General features: G+C 45.9%; 18 protein-coding genes. All 18 read right to left on the bottom strand.

The window, feature by feature from the left end; all coding sequences use genetic code 11:
• Positions 1 to 163: 163 nt before the first annotated feature.
• Complete coding sequence (recA, locus tag AC1MEO_RS01255) at positions 164 to 1,225, bottom strand: recombinase RecA (RefSeq protein WP_480333820.1); 1,062 nt, start codon at positions 1,223 to 1,225, stop codon at positions 164 to 166.
• Positions 1,226 to 1,400: 175 nt separating this feature from the next.
• The gene (locus AC1MEO_RS01250; RefSeq protein ID WP_480333819.1) at positions 1,401 to 2,654 is read right to left on the bottom strand and encodes a competence/damage-inducible protein A; all 1,254 of its coding nucleotides are present in this window, start codon (positions 2,652 to 2,654) and stop codon (positions 1,401 to 1,403) included.
• Between the two features lie 24 nt (positions 2,655 to 2,678).
• The gene (gene pgsA / locus AC1MEO_RS01245; protein WP_480333818.1) at positions 2,679 to 3,257 is read right to left on the bottom strand and encodes a CDP-diacylglycerol--glycerol-3-phosphate 3-phosphatidyltransferase; all 579 of its coding nucleotides are present in this window, start codon (positions 3,255 to 3,257) and stop codon (positions 2,679 to 2,681) included.
• Between the two features lie 49 nt (positions 3,258 to 3,306).
• Complete coding sequence (locus AC1MEO_RS01240; protein WP_480333817.1) at positions 3,307 to 4,185, bottom strand: RodZ domain-containing protein; 879 nt, start codon at positions 4,183 to 4,185, stop codon at positions 3,307 to 3,309.
• Positions 4,186 to 4,193: 8 nt separating this feature from the next.
• Entirely contained in the window at positions 4,194 to 4,994 is an 801-nt protein-coding gene (locus AC1MEO_RS01235; RefSeq protein WP_480335998.1) for a YmfK family protein, read from the bottom strand.
• A gap of 119 nt (positions 4,995 to 5,113) precedes the next feature.
• Positions 5,114 to 5,833, bottom strand: coding sequence for an elongation factor P 5-aminopentanone reductase (gene ymfI / locus AC1MEO_RS01230; protein ID WP_480333816.1), 720 nt, complete (start codon positions 5,831 to 5,833; stop codon positions 5,114 to 5,116).
• The gene (gene yfmH, locus AC1MEO_RS01225; RefSeq protein ID WP_480333815.1) at positions 5,830 to 7,131 is read right to left on the bottom strand and encodes an EF-P 5-aminopentanol modification-associated protein YfmH; all 1,302 of its coding nucleotides are present in this window, start codon (positions 7,129 to 7,131) and stop codon (positions 5,830 to 5,832) included. The genes ymfI and yfmH overlap by 4 nt, the downstream gene beginning before the upstream one ends.
• Complete coding sequence (yfmF, locus tag AC1MEO_RS01220; RefSeq protein WP_480333814.1) at positions 7,124 to 8,398, bottom strand: EF-P 5-aminopentanol modification-associated protein YfmF; 1,275 nt, start codon at positions 8,396 to 8,398, stop codon at positions 7,124 to 7,126. The genes yfmH and yfmF overlap by 8 nt, the downstream gene beginning before the upstream one ends.
• Positions 8,399 to 9,208: 810 nt before the next feature.
• The gene (locus AC1MEO_RS01215; RefSeq protein WP_480333813.1) at positions 9,209 to 10,168 is read right to left on the bottom strand and encodes an ABC transporter permease; all 960 of its coding nucleotides are present in this window, start codon (positions 10,166 to 10,168) and stop codon (positions 9,209 to 9,211) included.
• Position 10,169: 1 nt separating this feature from the next.
• The gene (locus AC1MEO_RS01210; protein ID WP_480333812.1) at positions 10,170 to 11,219 is read right to left on the bottom strand and encodes an ABC transporter permease; all 1,050 of its coding nucleotides are present in this window, start codon (positions 11,217 to 11,219) and stop codon (positions 10,170 to 10,172) included.
• Positions 11,209 to 12,768: an ABC transporter ATP-binding protein gene (locus AC1MEO_RS01205; RefSeq protein ID WP_480333811.1), complete on the bottom strand. Its 1,560-nt coding sequence runs from the start codon at positions 12,766 to 12,768 to the stop codon at positions 11,209 to 11,211. Before AC1MEO_RS01205 ends, AC1MEO_RS01210 begins: the two co-directional genes overlap by 11 nt.
• Positions 12,769 to 12,932: 164 nt before the next feature.
• Positions 12,933 to 14,006 (bottom strand): BMP family lipoprotein, encoded by a 1,074-nt coding sequence (locus AC1MEO_RS01200; RefSeq protein ID WP_480333810.1) that lies wholly within the window; start codon positions 14,004 to 14,006, stop codon positions 12,933 to 12,935.
• A 47-nt stretch (positions 14,007 to 14,053) separates the two neighbouring features.
• Positions 14,054 to 14,782, bottom strand: coding sequence for a GntR family transcriptional regulator (locus AC1MEO_RS01195; protein ID WP_480333809.1), 729 nt, complete (start codon positions 14,780 to 14,782; stop codon positions 14,054 to 14,056).
• A 175-nt stretch (positions 14,783 to 14,957) separates the two neighbouring features.
• Positions 14,958 to 17,294 carry an FtsK/SpoIIIE family DNA translocase gene (locus AC1MEO_RS01190; RefSeq protein ID WP_480333808.1) on the bottom strand — a complete coding sequence of 779 codons (2,337 nt, stop codon included), beginning with the start codon at positions 17,292 to 17,294 and terminating at the stop codon, positions 14,958 to 14,960.
• Positions 17,295 to 17,372: 78 nt separating this feature from the next.
• Positions 17,373 to 19,040, bottom strand: coding sequence for a ribonuclease J (locus tag AC1MEO_RS01185; protein WP_480333807.1), 1,668 nt, complete (start codon positions 19,038 to 19,040; stop codon positions 17,373 to 17,375).
• Between the two features lie 126 nt (positions 19,041 to 19,166).
• On the bottom strand, positions 19,167 to 20,204 hold the full coding sequence (locus AC1MEO_RS01180) for an aspartate-semialdehyde dehydrogenase (protein WP_480335996.1): 1,038 nt from the start codon (positions 20,202 to 20,204) through the stop codon (positions 19,167 to 19,169).
• A 79-nt stretch (positions 20,205 to 20,283) separates the two neighbouring features.
• A complete protein-coding gene (locus AC1MEO_RS01175; RefSeq protein WP_480333806.1) occupies positions 20,284 to 21,510 on the bottom strand; it encodes a M16 family metallopeptidase in 1,227 nt (408 codons plus the stop codon).
• A 59-nt stretch (positions 21,511 to 21,569) separates the two neighbouring features.
• On the bottom strand, positions 21,570 to 23,687 hold the full coding sequence (gene pnp / locus AC1MEO_RS01170; RefSeq protein ID WP_480333805.1) for a polyribonucleotide nucleotidyltransferase: 2,118 nt from the start codon (positions 23,685 to 23,687) through the stop codon (positions 21,570 to 21,572).
• Positions 23,688 to 23,781: the final 94 nt, after the last annotated feature.

Below are 23,781 nucleotides of genomic sequence, written 5' to 3'. Positions count from 1 at the left end.
ACATCCTGTAGGCCTCTGACAGGAGTATGACGATCTGGCTGCGCGGCGTTTATTCAGCCGCATTGCGGATTGCTACAGAATTCCCCGGCACCAGAACTTTCGCTATAGCAGAAAAACCGCAAAGCTGCTGCTTAGCGGTTTTTCCTTGCTTATTTAGAGGATCTTACTTGTCATCTTCATCAATCAAAAGATTAAAATCTTCAGGCTCTTCCTTGCTGCCTGCAATTGTATAGGATGCAGCTGCCATCCCGTAAGACTCACGGATTTTCCCTGAAATTTCATTGCGGATTTCCGGATTTTTCAACAGGAATTGCTTAACATTTTCACGGCCTTGACCGATGCGTTCTTCGTTGTACGAGTACCACGATCCGCTCTTTTGGATAATTTCCAATTCAGAACCGATATCGACGATTTCACCTTCACGGGAAATCCCTTTTCCGTACATGATATCGACTTCAGCTGTGCGGAATGGCGGTGCGACTTTGTTTTTAACTACTTTGATTTTCGTTCTGTTGCCGATGATATCTGTACCGGATTTCAATGCTTCTGCACGACGGACTTCCAAACGGACAGATGAATAGAATTTCAACGCACGGCCACCAGGTGTTGTTTCAGGATTACCGAACATAACGCCGATTTTCTCACGGATCTGGTTGATAAAGATAACAATTGTGTTCGATTTGTTGATGACACCAGACAATTTACGTAGGGCTTGAGACATCAAACGTGCCTGTAATCCCATGTGTGAATCGCCCATTTCGCCTTCAATTTCCGCTTTTGGCACCAATGCTGCCACTGAGTCGACAACTACGATATCGACCGCACCGCTTCGGACAAGAGCTTCTGTGATTTCCAAAGCCTGCTCGCCTGTATCCGGTTGGGACAGCAGCAATTCGTCGATATTGACGCCAAGGTTTTGTGCGTAGACTGGATCCAATGCATGCTCTGCATCAATGAATGCAGCTGTTCCGCCAATTGCCTGAACTTCAGCAATTGCATGAAGGGAAACCGTCGTTTTACCCGAACTTTCAGGCCCGTAGATCTCAATTACGCGTCCGCGCGGATATCCGCCTATTCCAAGTGCAGTATCCAATGCCAAAGAACCACTGGAAACGGATGATATATTACGGTCAGTTTTCTCCCCCAATTTCATGACAGAACCTTTACCGAATTGCTTTTCTATTTGTTTTAATGCCATGTCTAATGCTGCTTTACGATCGCTCAAAAGAAATCCTCCTCTAAATGAAAACCTAATTTTCTACCTGTTTCTAGTATACTAGCTTATTGAGAAATACACAAGAAAAAAGCGAACGTTTATTCGCTTTTGTTTTTTGAAAAACAATTTTTAAACGTCCTATATATGGCATTCCCCATTTTTGGCCATAAAAAAACACGCAAAATTAAATTTTGCGTGCATCTTCTTCAGTTAGGGTGCGGATTACATAATGCAGCGCCAATTTGACGGCACGCAAACGGTTGGTGTTCCGCATTCCTGACAATTGCAAACGGTAGGATTTTGAGCCTTGTTCTGTAGCAATTCCGATCCATACAGTTCCTGCAGGCTGATCGCCATGGGCATCCGGGCCCGCCGCACCTGTCAATGAAACGCTGATATCGGTTTTAAACTTATCTCTCACAGCTTCTGCCATCGCCAGTGCTGTCTGTTCACTGACTACTCCATATTCCGCCAGCAGCTCAGAAGACAAGCCAAGCTGATGAACCTTCATCTCCTCGTTATAAGTGATGACGCCACCCGCCAGAACAGCACTTGCTCCAGCAACAGAAGCCAGTTCAGACTGAAAGAGGCCGGCAGTTAGACTTTCCGCTGCTGAAATCGTTTTGCCTTGTTCTTTTAACAGCTCAATCGTTTTGGAAGCCAACGAATCATTGTCATAGCCATAAAGGTAATCGCCCACCAAATCCAGAATTTCATCTTTGGCACCATTGATCAAATGCCATGCTTCTTCTGTCGTATTGGTTTTGGCGGTGATGCGCAGAGTTACTTCGCCATCAGCCGCTAAAGGTGCGATGGTTGGATTGGTCTGCTTGTCGAGGATATGGTGCAGCCGGTCTTCAAGCTCTGCCTCGCCGATGCCGTAAAACCGCAGTACATGCGAAAGGATGACATCCGCTTTATTCAATAAATGCGCCAGTTTTGGCTTTGCTTCGAATTGGAACATCGGCTCCATCTCTTTTGGCGGACCGGGCAGCAGGATGTAGACACGTTCATCTTTTTTGTACATCATCCCCGGTGCCATGCCATTATGATTGACGAGGACATCGCTGTCTTTCAGCACCAATGCCTGTTTTTTATTGTTTTCGGTCATCGGACGACCCGCACGCTCAAAAAAAGCGACGATGGAATCCAGTGCTTCCTGGTTCATTTCAAGTGTCGTATCCAGATGCCGGGCAATCGACTCCTTCGTCAAATCGTCTTTCGTCGGTCCGAGCCCTCCAGTGAACAAGATCAAATCAGCGCGGCTTTCTGCGATTTTTATCGCATCCTCCAGCCGGCCGGGATTGTCCCCCACTACTGTATGGTAATAAACATTGATGCCGAGCTCGGCCAAATGATTGGATAGAAAACGGGCATTCGTGTTGGTGATTTGTCCTAATAGCAATTCCGAACCTACCGCAATAATTTCTGCGTTCATCTGTTCAATCCCCTTTGTACAAGCCTATTTTGAAGTCATTAATGCACGGCGATTGGCATAGAAATAATCCCATCCAGACCAAACCGTGAAGATTAAGGCAATATAAAGCATGATGTCACCAAACGGCAAGCCGATTAATGTAAAGATGGTGTCATGCAACAACAATGCGGATATCGCCAAAATTTGTGCGGTCGTTTTGATTTTGCCCAAATTTCCAGCTGCCACAACTTCTCCCTCACCCGCAAGCACCAGGCGCAAGCCGGTAACTGCAAATTCACGGCTGATGATGATGATGACGATCCACGATGCAGCAAAGCCAAGCTCCACTAAAATAATTAATGCAGCCGAAACCAAAAGCTTATCTGCCAACGGATCCAAAAACTTGCCGAAGGTCGTAACCAAATTGTATTTGCGGGCATAATAGCCATCTACCCAATCCGTTAAGGAAGCAAAGATAAAAATAAGTCCTCCGACGAAATGAGTGACAGGCATTTCAGCTCCGAAAAGCGTCATTGTTCCCCAGTCAAAGCCGGCTAGCATGATCACCATAAATACTGGAATCAATAAAATCCTCGAAATGGTGATCTGATTTGGTATGTTCATTATTGTTTCTCCTTTCAAACTTTAAAGAAAAATAGCCATCCAAAGATGGCTATTCGGCGTCGATAAATTGAATAACGATATTTTGGGGTTGAAGCTGCTGTGTATACTCGATCGGTTCACCATTCAGCGTCAGCGTAACATTCGAGTAATCGCCGATGCGCAAGCGAACGGTTTCCACTTCCGATAAATCAATCTTTTCAGTTTCCTCGGCTTGCATAACACGTGCTTCAGAAGTCAGCTCGTTTTGGTTCTGGTCAGTAGCTGCAATCCAGGATGGACCGCTTGCTGCTATTTCCAACTGACGCTCTGCGGGGCCCTGCCACGTAAAAGTCGTTGTTTCCCCCTGTGTGCCTTCAACCGACAGAACAGCCTCTGGTTCTGTTGGTTCTTCTGCAGGCTCTTCAGCCGGTTCCTCAGCAGTTTCCTCGGCCGTTGGTTCCGGCGCAGAGGAAGCAGGCTCGTCATACGGAACTCCATCTTCTTCCTCCACCGGTGTATTTGCCGTATCGGTATTGGTTGAAGCGCTGTAAAAATACCAAGCGACAGCAAGAATCAGAACAATAAACAACGCTACCAGAACTTTGGGCATAATTTCGGCATATGCTTCACTCGGAGCCGTTCTGGTAACCGACCGGCTTCTGGAAGTAAGCGCACTTGGCATTTGTTTTTGAGCAGCAGGTTCGTTAGCCGGCATTTCTGTTTTGTATTGTTCAAGCAATTCTTCCCCGTTCAGCCCAACTGCAGCAGCGTACTGCTTGATAAAAGCGCGCACATAAAACGTGCCGGGCATCATGTTGTGATTGCCGTCTTCTATACCAGCCAAATACCGCTTCTGTATTTTAGTCAAGTCCTGTAAATCTTCCAAACTATATCCTTTGGCGATTCTGGCCTGTTTCAGCCGAGTACCCAACTCACTCAAAACGATCACCTGCCTACTTAGAAGTTGAATCCGTCCCCAAACATATTCCCCTGGGATTTTTCGTCCATAAATGTGTTTTTCTCCAACACTTCATAGGTGATTTTTTCATCGGGATGATGGCGCAGTTCAATAATATAATCAAAATCGTCGATACTGTATTCTGACTGCTCTACAAATTTATCGGGATGCTCCACGACTTTGATCGTCGGCATGCGCATCATTTCCCGCACCAGCTGCATATGGCGTTCATCGGCCGATCGGCGTGTGACAATGCCATCCAGGATAAAAATATTATTGGCATTGTGTTCATCACCCATCAGCTGATTGCGTACTGTCTGCTTGATCATTGTCGAGGATAGGAAAATCCATTTTTTATTGGCGCTGACGCTTGCCGCTACGATGGATTCGGTTTTTCCGACCCGGGGCATGCCTCTCAACCCGACCAGCTTGTGGCCTTCCTGCTTGAAGATTTCGGCCATAAAATCAACCAACAGCCCCAATTCATCCCGCACAAAACGGAAAGTTTTGCGGTCATCCGCATCCCGTTGGATATACCGGCCATGCCGGACTGCCAGAATATCGCGCAGCTTTGGTTCACGGAACTTCGTCACAGCAATCGTTTCTATCGTTGACAGGATCTGTTCAAAACGCTCTAATTGGACATCGTGTTCTGCACGCAGCAACATTCCGCGGCGGCCCTGATCCACACCATTGATGGTCACGATATTCACCCGCAGCATTCCCAGCAGAGAAGCGATATCGCCAAGCAGGCCGGGACGGTTGACTTGAATTTCGTATTCGAAATACCATTCTTTCATACTCAATCCGACCTTTCTCCATATGGGTTCCCCTAAAGGAATCTCTAATTAATATGATAGCTGATTTGCCGCTGTTGGAAAAGGGGCATATAGATAGAGGAAAAAGCTTCTAAACACCATCATATCAACCATCCGCCATTGACGCGAAGCGTTTGGCCGGTGATGTAGTCCGCTCTGCCGCCTACCAGAAAATCAACTGCATCGGCGATATCTTGGGGAGTTCCAAGTCCTAACGGAATTTCCTCCTCGATTTCCTCCAGCTCTTCTGCAGAAAGGGAAGCATTCATTTTTGTCATTATGAATCCTGGTGCAACAGCGTTTACACGTGTTCCTGAAGGTGCCATCTCCTTGGCATAGGCTTTGACAAACGCCAACTGGGCACCTTTCACGGCCGAATACATGGTTTCCATCGAGGCACCTGTCTCACCCCAGATAGAAGAAATAAAGACTACATAAGATTTTTCATGGCGGTGAAAAAATGGAGAAATCGAGCGGATCGCTGAAATCGGATTTTTTACGTGTACGCGCCATAGCGCTTCCATATCCTGTTCTGATGTATCAATCAGCAGCTTCATCAGTGAATGGCCACTGGCAACAATGATGCAGCTTGCGTCATAAACATACTCAGCAAGCTGCCGTGCTCCTCCTTCACCAGCGAAATCGGACTGAACAGCAATAAATTCCTGTTCAGGATAACGCTTCGCCAACTGCTGCGCTAGCGCCTCTGTCGGATTGGTATTCCAGTGGAGGTACAGGGACCAGCCACTTTCTGCTAATTGCAATGCGATGCTTTCTCCAATCTCTCCCGACGCCCCCAATAGGACGGCAAACCTTTTCACTGTGCATCCTTTTTCGACGGCATGATGGTAAATACAGATTGCTGGGGTTCATGGCTGACTAATGCAAAAGCGTTTTGCAGATCGGCAACTTCCAGACTTTCCAAGACCGGCACAACATCAAACAAATTCATTTCATTAAAAGCATAATGAGTAAATTGATTGGCGATATATTCCGGTGAATTCAATGCTCTCAGGAAAAATCCGATTTTCTTGCGGCGAACCCGGTCAAGGTCTTCTTGTCCAAAAGGCCATTTTTCAATTGCATTTTGCAGTGTGTGTTTGATTTCCTTTATCAAGATTTCCGGTTTGTGGGTATCAGAACCGATCAAGGCATAACCAAATCCATTTTCCAGAGAATAGTCAAACGAATAGGACTCGTCGATCCAATCGTTTTCATAAGCGTGATGATAAAAATCAGATGTCCGTCCGAACAGCAATTCGTAGGCCAATTGAGCAGCCAATTCATGCTTCAGCATATCAGGTCCGATCAAATCCAGTTTCTCGGGTTTGACACCGTAGAAGACTTTCGGCTTCTGGACGCTCATTTCCAGCACCCGTTCCTTGATTGCCACTTCTTTAGGCTCATCCGGATAAATGCGTTTGATTTCTGTCGGTTCCTCAAATGTTTTCTGTGCCTGGTCTTCCTTCACCAATTTCATCATTTGGTCCGGGTCGACATTGCCGACGATGAATAACACCATGTTGGACGGATGATAGAAAGTGTTGTAGCACGTGTACAGATGTTCTGCTGTGATGTCCTGAATCGACTCTACAGTTCCGGCAATATCAATCTTCACCGGGTGGTTTTCATAGAGATTTTCGATGATGCCGAAATACAGGCGCCAATCCGGCTGATCATCATACATGGTGATTTCCTGCGCAATGATGCCTTTTTCTTTTTCTACGGTCTTTTCCGTAAAATAAGGGCTTTGGACAAAATCCAATAAGGTTTTAACGTTTTTATCGATTTCACCGGTAGCCGAGAACAAATAAGCCGTCCGCGTAAATGAAGTAAAGGCGTTTGCGGCGGCACCTTGTTTGCTGAACTCCTGGAAAACATCCCCTTCTTCTTTCTCGAACATTTTATGCTCCAGGAAATGGGCGATGCCGTCGGGTACTTTGATCGGTTCCGTTTCGCCTTGAGGCACAAAATGGTTATCGATCGAACCGTATTTAGTGGTGAAAGTGGCGAATGTTTTAGAAAATCCTTCCTTCGGCAAAATGTAGACGTTCAAGCCATTATCGAGCTTTTCATGAAAAAGCGTTTCTTCCAATTGTTCAAATTCAACTTTATGCATCTTTTTCATCCTCCTTGCCAGCTAGGAAGTAAGTCATTTCCAAAGAAAGTTGCTGAGCTACAGCAGCGATGTCTTCTTTTGTGACATTCTTCCATCTGTTGATCATGAATTCCGGTTCAAATGCATCCGTCAATTCCATGTATTGATCGTAAATATCAATTTGTCCGCGAGCCGAATCAAGAGCTTCTTTTAATTGATTCGTCAACAGGGCTTTTGTCTGATCAAGCTCAATATCAGAAATATTGCCTTTTTTGACTTCTTCCAATTGTTCCAGAATCAAGGTCACTGCTTTTTCTTCCAGTTTCGAATCAATACCAGCCAGAACGAACATCAACCCAAATTGTGAAGCAAAAGAGCTCGATACGTAATAGGCCATACTTTCCTTTTCGCGGATGTTCACAAACAGCTTCGAATGTGCGTAACCGCCAAAAACCCCATTCATCAATTGCATGACCGGGAATTTTTCGTCACGGAATGTAATCGGCGTAAAGAATGCCATATGCAATTTGCCTTGTTTCATGTCTTCGTATTCAAGAACATGTGATTGCGTCGGCTTAATCAATTCCAGTGGAGGTGCAGCAATCGCTCTTTCCCGATCTTTAAAGTGGAAAAAGTCACGGATATGCGAAGCGATCATTTCCGGCTTTACATCGCCTACTGCATAGATTTCAATTTCATTTTGTGACAGCATTTCTTTGTACTCAGCAAACAATTGCTCATTCGTGACATTTTCCACATCTTCAATTGTGCCATTTGACGTAATCGAAGCAGGATGGTTTGGCAGGGCCAATTCCATCATGCGTTGTTGCGCATAACGTGTTTTTTCATCAAAAACCGATTCGATGCGCTGCACAACGGCATTTTTTTCACGCACGAAGATAGTCTCTTTAAATAAACCATGTTCTAAATTTGGTTTGAACAGGACGATATACATCAAGTTCAGCACTTTTTCAAGAACGCCTTTTTCAGAAAGATACTGATCATTCACCGTTTCAACATTCAAGGTCACAACGTGTTCATTGCCCCGTTTTGAAGAATCTATGTAAAGAGACGTTCCATACAGGTCATCAAGAACCATGCGGAGCGCGGTATGTGAAGGATAAACCTCATTGCTGTGCTGCAGCACGTTTGCCAAAATCGAACGGGCAGACGCTTTTTCCTTGGTCAACTTGTCTTTGAATTTAATTGAAAAATTTATCGTTTTAAACTGTGTCGTCTCATTAACATGTACATTAACACCTTTGGCGATGTTGATTGTTTCAAACATTTGGAATCCCCTCTCGTCGTTCATGTTCTAACTATACCGAACCCTTTCCGTTAATTGCAAATAAAGAAAAGCGCAGGTGCCCGTTTTAGTCCTGACAAGCGCTGGAGGACTTTCCGGTAATGGCGTTTTTTGCCATTGGCGGAAAGTCCGAAGCGACCTCGAGGGACTGGGCATCGGAGCTGGACAAAAGAAAAGCGAAAGCGGCTAACTGAAGCTAACCTAAGGGCGCGACGTCCTGTCGCAACGGTTAGCTGACCCGCTTCCTGCGTCCCCCCGAAAGGCATAAAACACACTGGCGAAGTGGCGTTCTTTGCCACATAGCCAGGGAGGCTTATGACCCGAGGAGCTGGCCGCTGGAGCTGGACATAAAGAAAAGCGCAGGTGCCCGTTTTAGTCCTGACAAGCGCTGGAGGACTTCCCGGTAATGGCGTTTTTTGCCATTGGCGGAAAGTCCGAAGCGACCTCGAGGGACTGGGCACCGGAGCTGGACAAAAGAAAAGCGGAAGCGCCCGTGTAGCTCTGCCGGGCATAAGACAGACCAGCAGAGTGGCGCCCTTTGCCACGCAGCACGAAAAGTAGAAGTGCCTGTTCAGCTCTGACAGGTGTAAGATGAGCTGGCGAAGTGGCATGTTTTCAGCCGCACAGCCAGATCAGCTTACATCCCGAAGAGCTAGGCACTGAACTAGACAGCCAGGGAGGCTTATGACCCAAAGAGCTGGGCGCTGCAGCTGGACAAAAGAAAAGAGGAAGCCCCCACTCCCTTTATGCAAACGAAAAGAGCCGTCGCAATGACGGCTCTTCCAAAATAGCTTATCGTTGTCCTTTGATATATGGTTTTCCGTTCGCCAATGGAGCATTGGCGCGTCCGATAAATCCGGCAAGTGCCAGAATCGTCAGGACGTACGGCAAAATCAGCAGGAAGACGTTCGGGATATCCTGAATGTACGGAATGGATGATCCGACAATACTCAAGGATTGTGCAAAGCCGAAGAATAAGGCTGCTCCCATGGCTCCAAGCGGATGCCATTTACCAAAAATCATTGCTGCGAGCGCCATAAAGCCCTGTCCATTGATCGTGGCATGGCCAAAATCATTGGTGATGGTTTGTGCATAAATCGCACCGCCGATTCCCGCTAAGGCACCAGAAATCATAACTGCAACATAGCGCATTTTCGTTACATTGACTCCCATCGTATCAGCAGCCATCGGATGTTCTCCTACAGCGCGAAGCCGAAGGCCAAAAGGCGTCTTATAGATAACGAACCAAGCAACAAAAGCTACTGCAATCGCAAAGAACGATGTATTGTACACAGAGGTAAAGAACAAGGGCCCAATAATTGGTATGTCTGACAGGAACGGTACATTATAGCGCGCGAAACGCTCTGTAATGAAATCTGTTTGCCCTTTATCGAAAATGCTTTTCACCAGGTACAAAGACAGCGCAATTGCCAATAAGTTGATGGCGACGCCCGAAACCACTTGATCTGCACGGAACGAGATGGACGCGACTGCGTGCAAAAGTGATAACAGCAACGCAGCGACCATCGCCGCTAACAGTGAAACCCAAGGTGTAGCGGCGCCGAAGGTATCGGCAAACAATAAATTGAACAGGATCCCGACAAACGCCCCGATGACCATCAGCCCTTCCAGACCAATGTTGACGACCCCCGATTTTTCCGAGAACACGCCACCGATCGCCACTAAGATAAGCGGCGCCGCATAGAAAATCGCTGAAGGAATGATGAAGTATAGAACCTCCAAGAAACTCATATTACTTCGCCTCCTTCTTCTTAGCTGATGCACGGAGCAGCAGCAAGCGAATGATGTAGCCTGAAGCTACAAAGAAGATAATAACTGCGATAACGATTTCAACGATTTCAATCGGAATGCCTGCAGCATTCGGCATGTTCAAAGCTCCATATTTTAAGGAACCGAACAATGTGGCGCCGAAAATCACACCAAGCGGCGTGTTCATGCCAAGCAAGGCAACCGCGATTCCATCAAATCCGATACCGGTGAATCCGCCTTTGGAAGAAACATACTCAAACGTTCCAAGCGCTTCCATTGCTCCAGCCATTCCGGCAAATGCACCAGAGATGACCATCGCTAAAATAATATTTTTATTGACGTTCATTCCTGCATATTGCGAGGCATTCTGATTAAAGCCGACAGCTTTCAGTTCAAAGCCAAGCGTCGTTTTCTCCAGGATGAACCACATCACACCGACCATGATCAATGCAAGAATAATTCCGTAATGCAGCCGTGAAAATTCTGTCAGGTTCTCAAGAAACTCAGAACGCAGGGAAGCACTTGCAAAAATGTTCCCCGTCCGGTCGCCTCCTTCTGAAACAGTCCGGATCAATGCGTTCGTTACATGCAACGCAATATAGTTCATCATGATGGTTACAATTACTTCATGGACGCGGAACTTCGCTTTCAGGAGACCTGGTACAAAGCCCCATAATGCGCCGGCTACCGCTGCCGCTATAATGGCTAGAGGCAAGTGGATGATTTTCGGCAATTCTACAGCTACCCCTACATAAGCTGCAGCAAACCAGCCAACTATCAATTGCCCTTCCACACCAATATTGAAAAGACCCGAGCGGAACGCAAAAGCGACCGCAAGACCAGCTAATAGATAAGGTGTGATTTGGCGGATTGTTTCACCAATCGTGTACATGTCTCCAAAAATCCCGTTCCAAAGAGCTGCGTAGCCCTCCAGTGGATTATAGCCACTGACCAGCATAATTACCGCGCCGACCAAGAGACCTAAAATAACGGAAACGATGGGGACCAGGAGATTCGTCGCTCTATTCGACATGCTGATCCTCACCTTTCTTCGTCAAATCCTGCGTTTTTTTGTTATCGGTGTGGCCCGCCATCAGCAAGCCCAATTGTTGTTCGCTGGTGGTTTCCGGTGTCACAATATCCACAATTTCACCGTCATGGATAACCGCAATACGGTCTGAAACGTTCATAACCTCATCTAGCTCAAACGAAATCAGCAGAACGGCCTTGCCGTTGTCACGCTGTTCAATCAACCGGCTATGAATAAATTCAATGGCGCCGACATCCAAGCCTCTGGTCGGTAATGCCGCAATCAGCAGATCCGGATCACGGTCAACTTCCCTTCCGATAATCGCCTTTTGCTGATTGCCCCCAGATAGGGAACGGGCCAATTCTCCCGGCCCTTGCGTCCGAACATCAAAATCCTTGATGATCTGCAATGCTTTTTCATTGATTTTGTTGTAATCGATAATCCCTGATTTGGAAATCGGTTTTGTATAATAGGTTTGAAGCGCAATGTTGTGGCCAAGCGGGAAATCCAATATCAGGCCATGCTTATGGCGATCTTGCGGAATGTGCCCGACGCCTGATTCCGTCACTTTTCGCGGTTTCATATTGGTGACATCTTTGCCATTGATAAAGATGGTCCCGCTCTTCACTTTGCGAAGGCCCGTGATTGCTTCGATCAACTCGGACTGCCCGTTGCCATCAATTCCCGCAATTCCGACAATTTCGCCTTTGCGGACGTTCAGATTCAAGCTCTTCACTTTTTCTATTCCACGGTAATCCTGGACAACCAAGTCTTTGATATCCAGAATTTCTTCACCAGGAAACGCTTGCCCTTTTACCGTCTTAAATTCCACGTGACGGCCAACCATCAATGATGCAAGATCGTTCGGGTTGGTTTCAGCAGTAACAACCGTTCCGATTCCTTGGCCTTTGCGGATAACCGTTACCCGGTCAGAAACATCCATGATTTCCTTTAATTTATGTGTAATCAAAATAATGGATTTGCCTTCAGCAATCAGCCGCTTCATAATTTGAATCAATTCCGTAATTTCCTGTGGCGTCAATGAAGCTGTCGGCTCATCAAAAATCAGAATCTCGGCTCCACGGTACAAAGTTTTCAAAATTTCCACCCGTTGCTGCATGCCTACCGAAATATCTTCAATAATTGCATAGGGATCTACATTCAAGCCGTATTGTTCAGACAAGGCCTGTACTTTTTTAGCCGCATCCTTTTTATTGGTGATGCCGAATTTGGTCGGCTCGCTGCCCAAAATGATGTTTTCGGTGACTGAAAAGTTTTCGACCAGCATAAAATGCTGGTGAACCATTCCGATCCCAAGATCATTGGCCACATTCGGATTGGTAATATCCACTTTTTTCCCACGAACTCGGATTTCTCCGCCTTCAGGCTGGTATAAGCCGAATAGGACGTTCATCAAAGTTGATTTTCCTGCTCCATTTTCCCCTAGCAATGCGTGAATTTCTCCCTTTTGCAGTTGCAGCGTAATATTGTCATTGGCGACAAACGTACCGAACTCTTTGCGGATATTCAGCATTTCGATTACATACTCCACTGTTGTCACTCCCCCGAAAACTACTAACTTTTATAGATTAATTAACACAGGAAAGGCTTCCGTTGCCAAAAGCCTTTCATCTATTAATTTCCAGCTTATAGGCAAAAAAAATCATAAAGACCGGTTGAACCGGTCTTTATGATGACCGTGTTACTGAAAAACTGTTACTCTACTGTTTCAGGAACAACAATGTCTCCATCGATAACTTGTTGCTTAAAGTCTTCGATTTGCGTCATTACATCTTCTGGAATCGCTCCACGTGAATCAGCAAGGCCTACACCATCATCAGACAAACCGTAAGTGATTGTTTCGCCGCCTGGGAATTCGCCAGCCATTGCCTGTTCAGAAATGTTGATGACAGCCGTGTCAACGCGTTTCAATACTGAAGTCAACGTAACATTGGCATCGCCTGTTTGGCCTTCATCGTATTGGTCAGCATCTACGCCGATAACCCAAATATTCGCTTCTGGATCTGCTTCTTTACGTTCTTTTGCTTCAGTGAATACACCGTTACCAGTGCCTCCTGCAGCGTGGAAAATGATATCTGCTCCAGCAGAGTACATACGGTTCGCAGTTGTTTTACCTAATTCCGCTTTATCAAAAGCCCCTGTGTATTGAACATCGACTTCAATTGAATCGTCTACAGCTGCAACCCCTTCAAGGAATCCTGCTTCAAAACGCTCGATTACCGGAATTTCCATTCCGCCAACAAATCCGATTTTGTTCGTTTCTGTCATTAGAGCTGCTGCTACACCCGCAAGGAATGCGCCTTCCTGCTCTTTGAACAGGACACTTGCAACGTTTGGAGCATCTACTACAGCATCAATGATCGCAATTTGAGCTTCAGGCTGCTGTTCAGCGATTTCAGCTACAGCACCTTCCATCAAGAACCCGATACCGAATACCACATCAAAATCACGGCGGATCAAGTTGTTCAGGTTGGTGTTGTAATCTGCATCCGATGCAGATTGAAGGTAATCAAAGCCGCCATCGCCTTTTTCAAGGCCATTTTCTTCACCAAATTGCTGGACGCCTTCCCAAGCAGATTGGTTGAAGGATTTATCATCCACACCGCCGACATCTGTAACCATGGCAACTGAGAAATCAGCAGCTTCTTCTGTGCTTTCTCCTCCGCCAGTTTCGCCAGTTGAAGTATCTTCTTCACTTCCGCAGGCAGCAAGCATCGTACCAGCAGCAAGCATCAATGATAGACCTAGACCAAATTTACGTTTTGTCAATGTAATAACCCCCAAGGTTTTTTTGATAGTAGCAGGAATTTGATGTTTTACACGCGTTTGCGAACCACATGAAAGCTGAATTTATCAGCTCTGAAGTAATTCTTTGAATAAAGCACCAAGCGATCGTCTTCATCGTAATGGAGCTGTTTTAATACCAGCAATGCTGTTTCCGGTTCACATTCCAGTATTGGCGAAACTTCTTCATGATATCCCGTCGGATCGATAAATGTCACCGCATAGGATATATGAATGTCCCCCGATTCCTCAATCGCCGTAAAAATGGAACTTTCTGTGCGCCCTAAAAAATCTGCAGGCAAGTAATCCGAAGGTACCTTGTCGATACAGTAAACGACAGGCTCTCCATTTGCCGTGCGGACGCGTTCAATAGTAATAATAGTATCATCGCCAGTGCAATGAAAGCGTTTTATATCTTCTTCAGACGAAAGGCTCTCCGACGTGCTCAAATAGATAGCGCCGGGTTCCATTCCTGCCTGTCGGATCATGTCGGAAACACTCGTCAATTGTTCAATCCCCGAAGAAAATAAAGGTTTTGAATTGACGAACGTCCCGACTCCGTGGCGTCTGACGATAATATTATCTTCTTCCAACAACCGAAGCGCTTCTCGTAAAGTCGCCCGGCTGACTCCCAGTGTTTTCGATAATTCGAATTCGGACGGCAACTTCTCTTTTTCTTTGTAGACGCCCGCAGCAATATCCTGTTTCATTCGATCGATCACTTGAAGGTACAAAGCACGATGATCCGATTTGATCGTCATACGATTCACCACCCATGACAGAGATCAGACATCTGATGTAAAACATTCCTACTAATCAAAATTACTATACCACTTATTTGAAATGAAATAAATAGCCATTTGTCGAATTTAGCGAATTTTCATTTCCTTATAACCAGAAACACTGATCATTTTGTCACAAAAAAACCCCAAATGCTCAGTATTCTTCCTGCTTTGGAACTAATACTGTGCGTGGTTTGCTGCCTTCATAAGGCCCAACTACTCCACGCTGCTCCATTTGGTCTATGATGCGGGCAGCCCGTGAATAGCCGACACGGAAGCGGCGTTGCAGCATGGAAACGGATGCTGTCTGCATTTCCGTGACCATCTTCACAGCATCATCATAGATTTCATCTGTTTCTTCATCTATTTTGGTATCATCAATTTCGCTTGGAATCATGTCTTCCTGGTATTGTGCTTTTTGCTGTTCGATGACAAAGTCGACAATTTTCTCGACTTCTGAATCAGACAGAAATGCCCCTTGGACACGCACCGGTTTTGATTGGCCAGCTCCAAGGAACAACATATCTCCGCGTCCCAGCAGTTTTTCAGCACCGCCCATATCCAGGATTGTCCGTGAATCGATGGATGATGAAACGGCAAAGGAAATGCGGGATGGGATATTTGCCTTAATGACCCCTGTAATGACGTTGACACTTGGCCGTTGCGTGGCAATGATCAGGTGGATCCCTGCCGCACGGGCCATCTGAGCCAAACGGGTGATGGCATCTTCCACTTCATTTGAAGCAACCATCATCAAATCAGCCAGCTCGTCGACGATGACTACAATGAACGGCAATTTCGGGTGCTTGTCTTCGTTTTCTTCATTGAAGACACGCACATATTCGTTATAGCCTTCAATATTGCGGGTACCGGTATGGGAAAACAGCTCATATCTTCTTTCCATTTCTGAAACGATTTTCTTCAGCGCCTGTGCCGCTTTACGCGGATCTGTCACAACGGGCGCCAACAGATGTGGGATGCCATTGTAGACATTCAATTCGACCATTTTCGGGTCGATCATCATCATTTTCACTTCATGCGGTTTGGCGCGCATGATGATGCTCGTGATGATGCCATTGATGCACACCGATTTCCCGCTGCCTGTCGAACCGGCAACCAGCAAATGCGGCATTTTGTTCAGTTCGGTCATTACCGCCTGGCCGGTAACATCTCTGCCCAGCGCAAACAACAGCTTGGCATCCGGCCGGTTGTTTTCTTCTGATTCCAGTACTTCCCGCAGACTGACGATTGATACTTCCGAGTTGGGCACTTCGATGCCGATTGCGGACTTCCCTGGAATCGGCGCTTCAATACGGATATCACGGGCTGCCAATGCCAATGCCAGGTCGTCATGCAGACTGACAATTTTGCTCACTTTGACGCCAGTATCCGGCAAGACTTCGTATTTGGTGACAGCGGGACCTAAATGGACCTGTGTCACTTTCGCCCGAACACCAAAGCTTTGGAAGGTTTTTTCAAGCTTCTTGGCATTTTTTTGGATGCCTGAATACTCGCCGCTTTGGTCGTGATGCGGCGGCAGCGTCAGCAAGCTGAGCGGCGGCAATTGGTATTCTTCATTTTCCAGCTCTTCTGCAGTCGACATCAACTGGATTTCACCTGTTTCAGGTTCAGCTGCAGATTCCGGAGGAGCTTCTGCCTTCTTCGGTTTAACGTTTTCAGTAAACGCCGAAATGATCGGCTCTTCCTGTTTTGGCCGGTAGAGAAGATCTTCTTCCTCATCTTCCTCTTCATACGCTAAGGATTCATTGATCTCCAGTACTTGCTCAGGTTCTGATTTTTTGCGGGGAGCACGCAATTTTTTCGGCTCGTCCCGCTGAAAGCGGCTCACTAATCCATCAATCATCGGGCGTACACTTGGTATTTTTTCAGCAATAAAAGGTGCTGCCGCTTTTCCTGTTAAAATGATGGCGCCGATCGACAAGATGATGATCGCGACAATCCACGTGCCAGCTGTATCGAATAATACATGCAACAATTTATAAAGAGAGGCACCGACGATTCCGCCTCCTGTAGCTGAATAGGAGTTCCAAATTGTGCCGGTCATTTTTGTAGCGATGTTCGTATTAGAAATAACATTGGATGAAGTAATTGGCAAAATGGAGCCTGCTGCCCAGATCAAATGGCAGATCAGTGAAATGCCGATTAATACAAATGCCCATCCGACCGCTATTTTCGTCCTTGGTTTTGGCCATGAACGCTTAACCATTACGTAAACAGCTACATAGACAAGTGCCAGTGGAATCAGGAAAGCCATATAGCCAGTCATATATTTAGCCATGTTATATAATACCCTGCCAATAGGTCCTATCTGGAACATCATTAATACGGATATCCCCAAAAATACCAAGCCAATTATTTCATACGCGATTAACGGCATCGGTTGCCGTTTCCTGTTTTTCGGCTTTGTTTTTGTTTTTGCTTTCACTCTTGCTTTTGGTTTTGCTTTCGTAGTTGTACGAGCCCTGGTCATAGCTATCCCTCGTTTCCTCCATAATCGAAAAAGGATTTCCTCCGAATAACTCGGTATGGAAATCCTTTTTCTTTTTTCTTAGTATTCCATAATAATCGGGATAATCATCGGACGGCGTTTTGTTTGCTGGAATAAATAGGAATTCAATGTATCGCGAATTTCCTGTTTGATGTTGTTCCATTCGAACGCATCTCTGGTGACGTATTTTTCAACGACCTTGCGCACAAGTCTTGTGGATTCCTCCATCAGCTCTTCTGATTCACGGACATAGACAAACCCGCGTGAAATCATTTCAGGACCGGAAGCAATCTTCTTCTCTTTGCGGTTGAGCGTAACAACGACGATGAAAATTCCATCCTGTGACAGCAATTTACGGTCACGCAAGACAATATTTCCAACATCCCCGATGCCGATTCCATCAATAAGGACGTTGCCGGCTGGAACACGTCCGCTCATCCGGACCTTGCCGCCTTTGTATTCGACGATATCGCCTTTGTCAGCAATAAAGATTTCAGACTTGTGCAAACCGACTTGTTGAGCCAACTTGGAGTGGGCGATCAGCATTTTGTATTCACCCTGGATGGGAATGAAATACTTCGGCTTCATCATGTTCAGCATCATTTTCAAGTCTTCTTGGCTGCCGTGGCCCGATACGTGGACTTTTTTGCTTGAAGTCAAAACGTTCGCTCCGGCTTTTGCCAATTTGTTCATTGTTTGAAACATAGGAACTTCCATACCGGGTGATGGTGTGAATGTAATCAATACAGTATCTGTTTCTTTAATTTTAACATCTTTATGCTGCTTGCGGACCATTTTGTCCAATGCTTCAAGCGGCTCTCCCTGGTTGCCGGTAACAATGATGACAACTTCATCATCGCGGTAGTTTTCCAGTTCTTTCAAGGAAATGACAGTATCCTCATGGACCGTCAGATAGCCAAGGCGCAAACCAACTTCGTAACTGCTCTCCAGGCTTCTTCCGGCTACAGCAACTTTTTTGCCCGTAGCTGTTGCAATATCAAATACTTGTTGGATACGGATAAAGTTTGATGAATACAGCGATACCATTACACGGCCTTCTGCAGCAATAAATGCCGACAAGATGTGGTCAGCAACGACAATTTCCGAAGTGGTATAACCAGGGCGTTCAGCTTCAGTGGAATCAGACAACAGCATCAGTACGCCGTCTTCCCCTAATTTCGCCATTTTTGCGATATCGGGTCTATAGCTGCCTTTTGCTGATTGATCAAACTTAAATTCTCCTGTATGCACGATGGCGCCTTCTGATGTGTGGAAGACAATGCCAAGTGCATCTGGAATACTATGAGTCGTATGGAAGAACGTCACATGCGTTTTATCAAAGTTCATGCGGCTCTTATTGGTCACTTCAAAGAATTTGACATGCTTTAAAGAACCTTGTTCTTTAATATGTTCTTTGGCTAACGCAATCGTCAATTTCGATCCGTAAACCGGTGCTTGAATCTTTTTCATTAAATAAGCGATGGAACCGATCGCATCCTCGTGGCCATGCGTCAAAAAGATTCCTTTGACACGGTCTTTGTTTTCTTCCAGGAAAGTCATATCTGGAATGACGATATCAACACCCAGCATCTCACCTTCTGGGAACATCAATCCACTGTCTACAACAAACAGATCTTCGTCAATTTCTACTACGTACATTGCTTTGCCGATCTCGCCGACGCCGCCTAAAGGGATAACTCTTATTACTTCATTTTTAATTTTACTCAATTTATTTCCTCCTAAAATTCACCCGTACACATCCATAGACTTCATTATACGGGAATCACCGGAAACAGTCCAAAGAAAAAAATAAACCGGCATGATGCCCGGTTTATTTTAAGGGTTAGCATTCCATTAAATGATATTTTCCTCGATTAAGGCTTCCGCAATCTGAACCGAATTCAAAGCGGCGCCCTTGACGAGATTGTCCGAAACAACCCATAGGTGGAAGCCATTCGGATTGTCCAGGTCCTGACGGATACGTCCAACGAACACTTCATCCAGGCCGGCTGTCATCAACGGCATTGGGTAAACTTGGTTTGACGGATCATCCATCAGCTCCACGCCTGGTGCGTCCATCATTGCCTGTTTCACCTGCTCGACAGTTGCTGTTTCTCCAAGCTCCACATAGACCGATTCTGAATGCCCTGTAACTACTGGGAGACGCACACATGTAGCTGCGACTGCCAAAGAATCATCGTGCATGATTTTCTTGGTTTCATTGATCATCTTCATTTCCTCGAACGTATAGCCATTGTCGGTGAATTGATCGATTTGAGGAATGACATTGAACGCAATCGGGTAATGATGTTTAGCTGATTTGACCGGCAGCATTTCCGCTTCTGCCGTTTTGGCATTATCAAAATCAGCGGCCTGCGCTTTCAATTCATTGATGGCATCAATACCTGCACCTGAAACGGCCTGATAAGTGGACACTACAATTTTCGTAATTCCGAATTGCTCTTTTAACGGCTGCAATGCGCAGACCATCTGGATGGTGGAACAGTTTGGATTAGCGATGATCCCTTTGTGGAGGCTCAGATCGCTTTTGTTTACTTCAGGCACGACGAGTGGCACTTCTTTGTCCATACGGAACGCGCTGGTGTTATCGATGACAATTGCCCCGCGCTTAACAGCTTCCGGCGCGAACTTTTCTGAAACACTGCCGCCTGCGCTGAACAAGGCGATATCGATGCCTTCAAATGATTCCGGCTTTGCTTCCTGGACGGTGAATGTCTTGCCGTTAAATTCAATTTCTTTGCCGGCAGATCGGCTCGAGGATAAAAAGACGATGTCTTTTACCGGAAAATTCCGTTTCTCTAACTGCTCTTTCATTTGTTGCCCGACTGCTCCAGTTGATCCCATAATCGCTACGTTATATGTTTTCAAAATATTCGCTCCTTCTATAATGATTTGAATTATTGTAACATAATTTAGTCTGCTAAAGAGGCGAAATAACAAAAAAGCTCCCCTAAACTAGGGAAGCTTCTTTCGGGCGGATAATGGAAACTGCTGGTGACTCCACCAGAATCGCCAATAATGCGACTACTTTTTCAAGTGATACCTGATCGATTTGCGTAAGCACTTCGTCATAAGTCTGGTGTTTGCCCAGCAGCAACTCGTGTCTGCCGTTGCGGCTCATCCGTGCGCTGGTGCTTTCAAGCCCAAGCATCAAACTGCCTTTCAGCTGCTCTTTCGAATCTGTGATTTCCTGTTGCGTAATGCCGCCATTTTTTAATTCCTTCAGCAAGTTCATGATCACCTGCTGCATTTCAGCCATTTGCTCATCCGAAGTTCCCCCATAAATCGCCAAAGTTCCGTGATCGGAATAAGCCGAATGGTATGAGAAAATCGAATAGGCCAGTCCGCGTTGTTCCCGAATTTCCTGGAACAGCCTTGAAGACATAGAGCCACCGATAATATTGTTCAAAACGGTGACGTTGTAAATATCCGGATCATTTAAAGACAGACCCGGAAACCCAAGGCATAAATGGCCCTGTTCCGTCTCCTTGTTCTTTAATGAATAGCCTGCTGCAAAAGTAGGCAGCTCATATTTTTTAGGGTTCTCTTTCTTCTCAAAATTACCAAATAAAGCTTCAACCTCTTCCAATAAGGCTGGTGTAATGTTGCCAGCCACTGAAACGACGGTATTGGATGGCGTATAATGCTGATCCATGTAATCGCGGATTTTTTCCGGTGTAAAGCTTGCAAGGGTTTCAGCGGTTCCGAGTATTGGAGCGCCAATTGAATTCTGCGGATACATGACTCGCCACAGCTGCTCATGAACGTCATCATCCGGCATGTCTTCAGTCATGCTGATTTCTTCAAGGATGACCTGGCGTTCCTTATCGAATTCCACTGGATCCATCTGCGAATTGAAGAGCATATCAGCGAGAACAGCTACAGCGTGCTCTGCATGATGATCCAATACCTTTGCATAGTAGCAGGTGTATTCTTTTGATGTATAAGCGTTAATATCGCCGCCGATACGGTCAAATTCCCGGGCAATTTCTTTGGCAGTCCGCAAATCCGTTCCTTTGAACAGCATGTGTTCGATGAAATGGGTAATGCCATTTTCTTCCGGCAATTCATCCCGGGAACCATTATTGACAAAGACCCCTACCGCTACGGAATGAAAATGGGGGATATGTTCAGAAACGATGCGCAATCCGTTTTTGCAAGTATGTGTAGTCACCATGTGCATGTCCCTCCTCATAGTAAAAAATTGCCGACAAAGTCGGCAATTTGAATAGTTGATTATTCTTGGTTTTGTTTTTCAGCTGCTTCTTTTTGTTCTTGCAAAACAATCTTACGTGATAAGTTTACACGTCCTTGGCGGTCAATTTCAATTACTTTGACTTGGACGATCTGGTCCATCTTCAGAACATCTTCCACTTCTTTCGTCCGTTCTTCCTGGATTTCAGAAATATGAAGAAGTCCGTCTTTGCCAGTGAACAATTCAACGAATGCGCCGAACTTCTCGATGCGTTTCACTTTGCCTTCGTAATATTCGCCGACTTTCGCTTCACGCACGATGTTCTCGATCATCGCTTTTGCTTTTGCGTTCATTTCTTCGTCAACCGATGAAATGAAGATGGTGCCGTCTTGCTCTGTATCAATCTTAACGCCTGTTTCATCAATGATTTTGTTGATCACTTTGCCGCCAGGTCCGATAACGTCACGGATCTTGTCAGGGTTGATCTTCACCATAATGATTTTAGGTGCGAACTTGGAAAGAGTTGTTCTTGGTTCAGCAATTGTCGCCAGCATCGATTCAAGGATGTGGATACGGCCGATTTGAGCCTGTGCCAATGCTTCTTCCAAGATTTCACGGGAAAGCCCGTCGATCTTGATGTCCATTTGAAGAGCTGTGATGCCTTTAGCAGTACCAGCCACTTTAAAGTCCATATCGCCAAGATAATCTTCCATCCCTTGGATATCGGATAATACAGTATAGTTATCGCCTTTTTTGACCAGTCCCATTGCAATGCCTGCAACTGGAGCTGACAACGGTACACCCGCATCCATCATCGCAAGCGTTGAAGCACAGATGCTTGCCTGTGAAGTCGAACCGTTGGATTCCAATACTTCCGCAACAAGGCGGATTGTGTAAGGGAAATCTTTTTCGTTCGGGATGACCGCTTCAAGTGCGCGTTCACCAAGTGCCCCGTGGCCGATTTCGCGGCGTCCAGGTCCACGAAGGAATCCGGTTTCACCTACTGAGAACAACGGGAAATTGTAATGGTGCATAAAGCGTTTTGTATCTTCAATGCCGAGGCCATCGATGATTTGAACATCACCTAAAGCGCCCAGCGTACAGATGCTCATTGCCTGTGTCTGTCCACGCGTGAACAAACCAGAACCGTGTGTACGGTTCAAAATGCCGACTTCAGAAGACAATGGACGGATTTCAGAAGGTCCACGGCCATCCGGACGGATTTTTTCATCAGTGATCAAACGGCGAACTTCATCTTTGACCATTTTATCAAGAATTTGGCCAGCCTGTTTTTTCACTGCGTCATCCGATTCTTCGTATGGTGCCATTGCGCGTGCTTTGACTTCATCGATTGCTTCATTGCGCGCTTGTTTTTCGTTGATCTGAACAGCTGTGTTCAGATCTGCTTCTACAGCTTCTTTAAGGGATACTGTCAATTCTGCATCCAATTCATAAAGCTTGATATCGGTTTTTTCTTTGCCGACTTCTGCAGCAATCTGTTCCTGGAAAGCGATCAATTTCTTGATTTCTTCGTGGCCAAACATAATGGCTTCCAAAATGATTTCTTCAGAAACTTCTTTCGCTCCTGCTTCCACCATGTTGACGGCATCTTTTGTTCCGGCAACCGTCAAGTTGATCGAGCTCTTCTCAAGCTGGTCATTTGTCGGGTTGATGATGTATTGCCCGTCGATCAAGCCGACGATTACACCGGCAATCGGTCCGCCGAAAGGAATATCAGAGATCATCAAAGCCAGGGAAGAACCGAACATGGCAGCCATTTCTGACGGACAATCCTGATCTACTGACATGACCATCGAAATGACCTGTACTTCATTACGGAAACCATCCGGGAATAACGGACGGATCGGACGGTCGATCAAACGGCTTGTTAAGGTCGCTTTTTCAGAAGGGCGTCCTTCACGTTTGATGAAACCGCCTGGGATTTTACCTACTGCGTAAAGACGCTCTTCGTAGTTTACAGTCAATGGGAAGAAATCCAATGGTTTCGGAGTTTTTGAAGCGGTTGCAGTAGAAAGAACTGCTGTATCGCCATAACGGATCAATGCTGCTCCGTTTGCTTGTTTTGCCAATTGGCCGACCTCAACTTGTAATTCGCGGCCTGCCCAATCAAGTGTGTAGACTTTTTTTGTTTGCCCCATAATATCGAGCTCCTCTCTCTTACCTTGTTTCTATAGACTATATGTATCCAATAGTAGTGTATCAAAAAAGCATCCGGTATGCGATGCGATAGAT

It is taken from the genome of Planococcus sp. BI3, from assembly GCF_056680115.1.
Note: the sequence above shows the minus strand (reverse complement) of the source record. Positions and strands in the feature narration are given on the sequence as shown.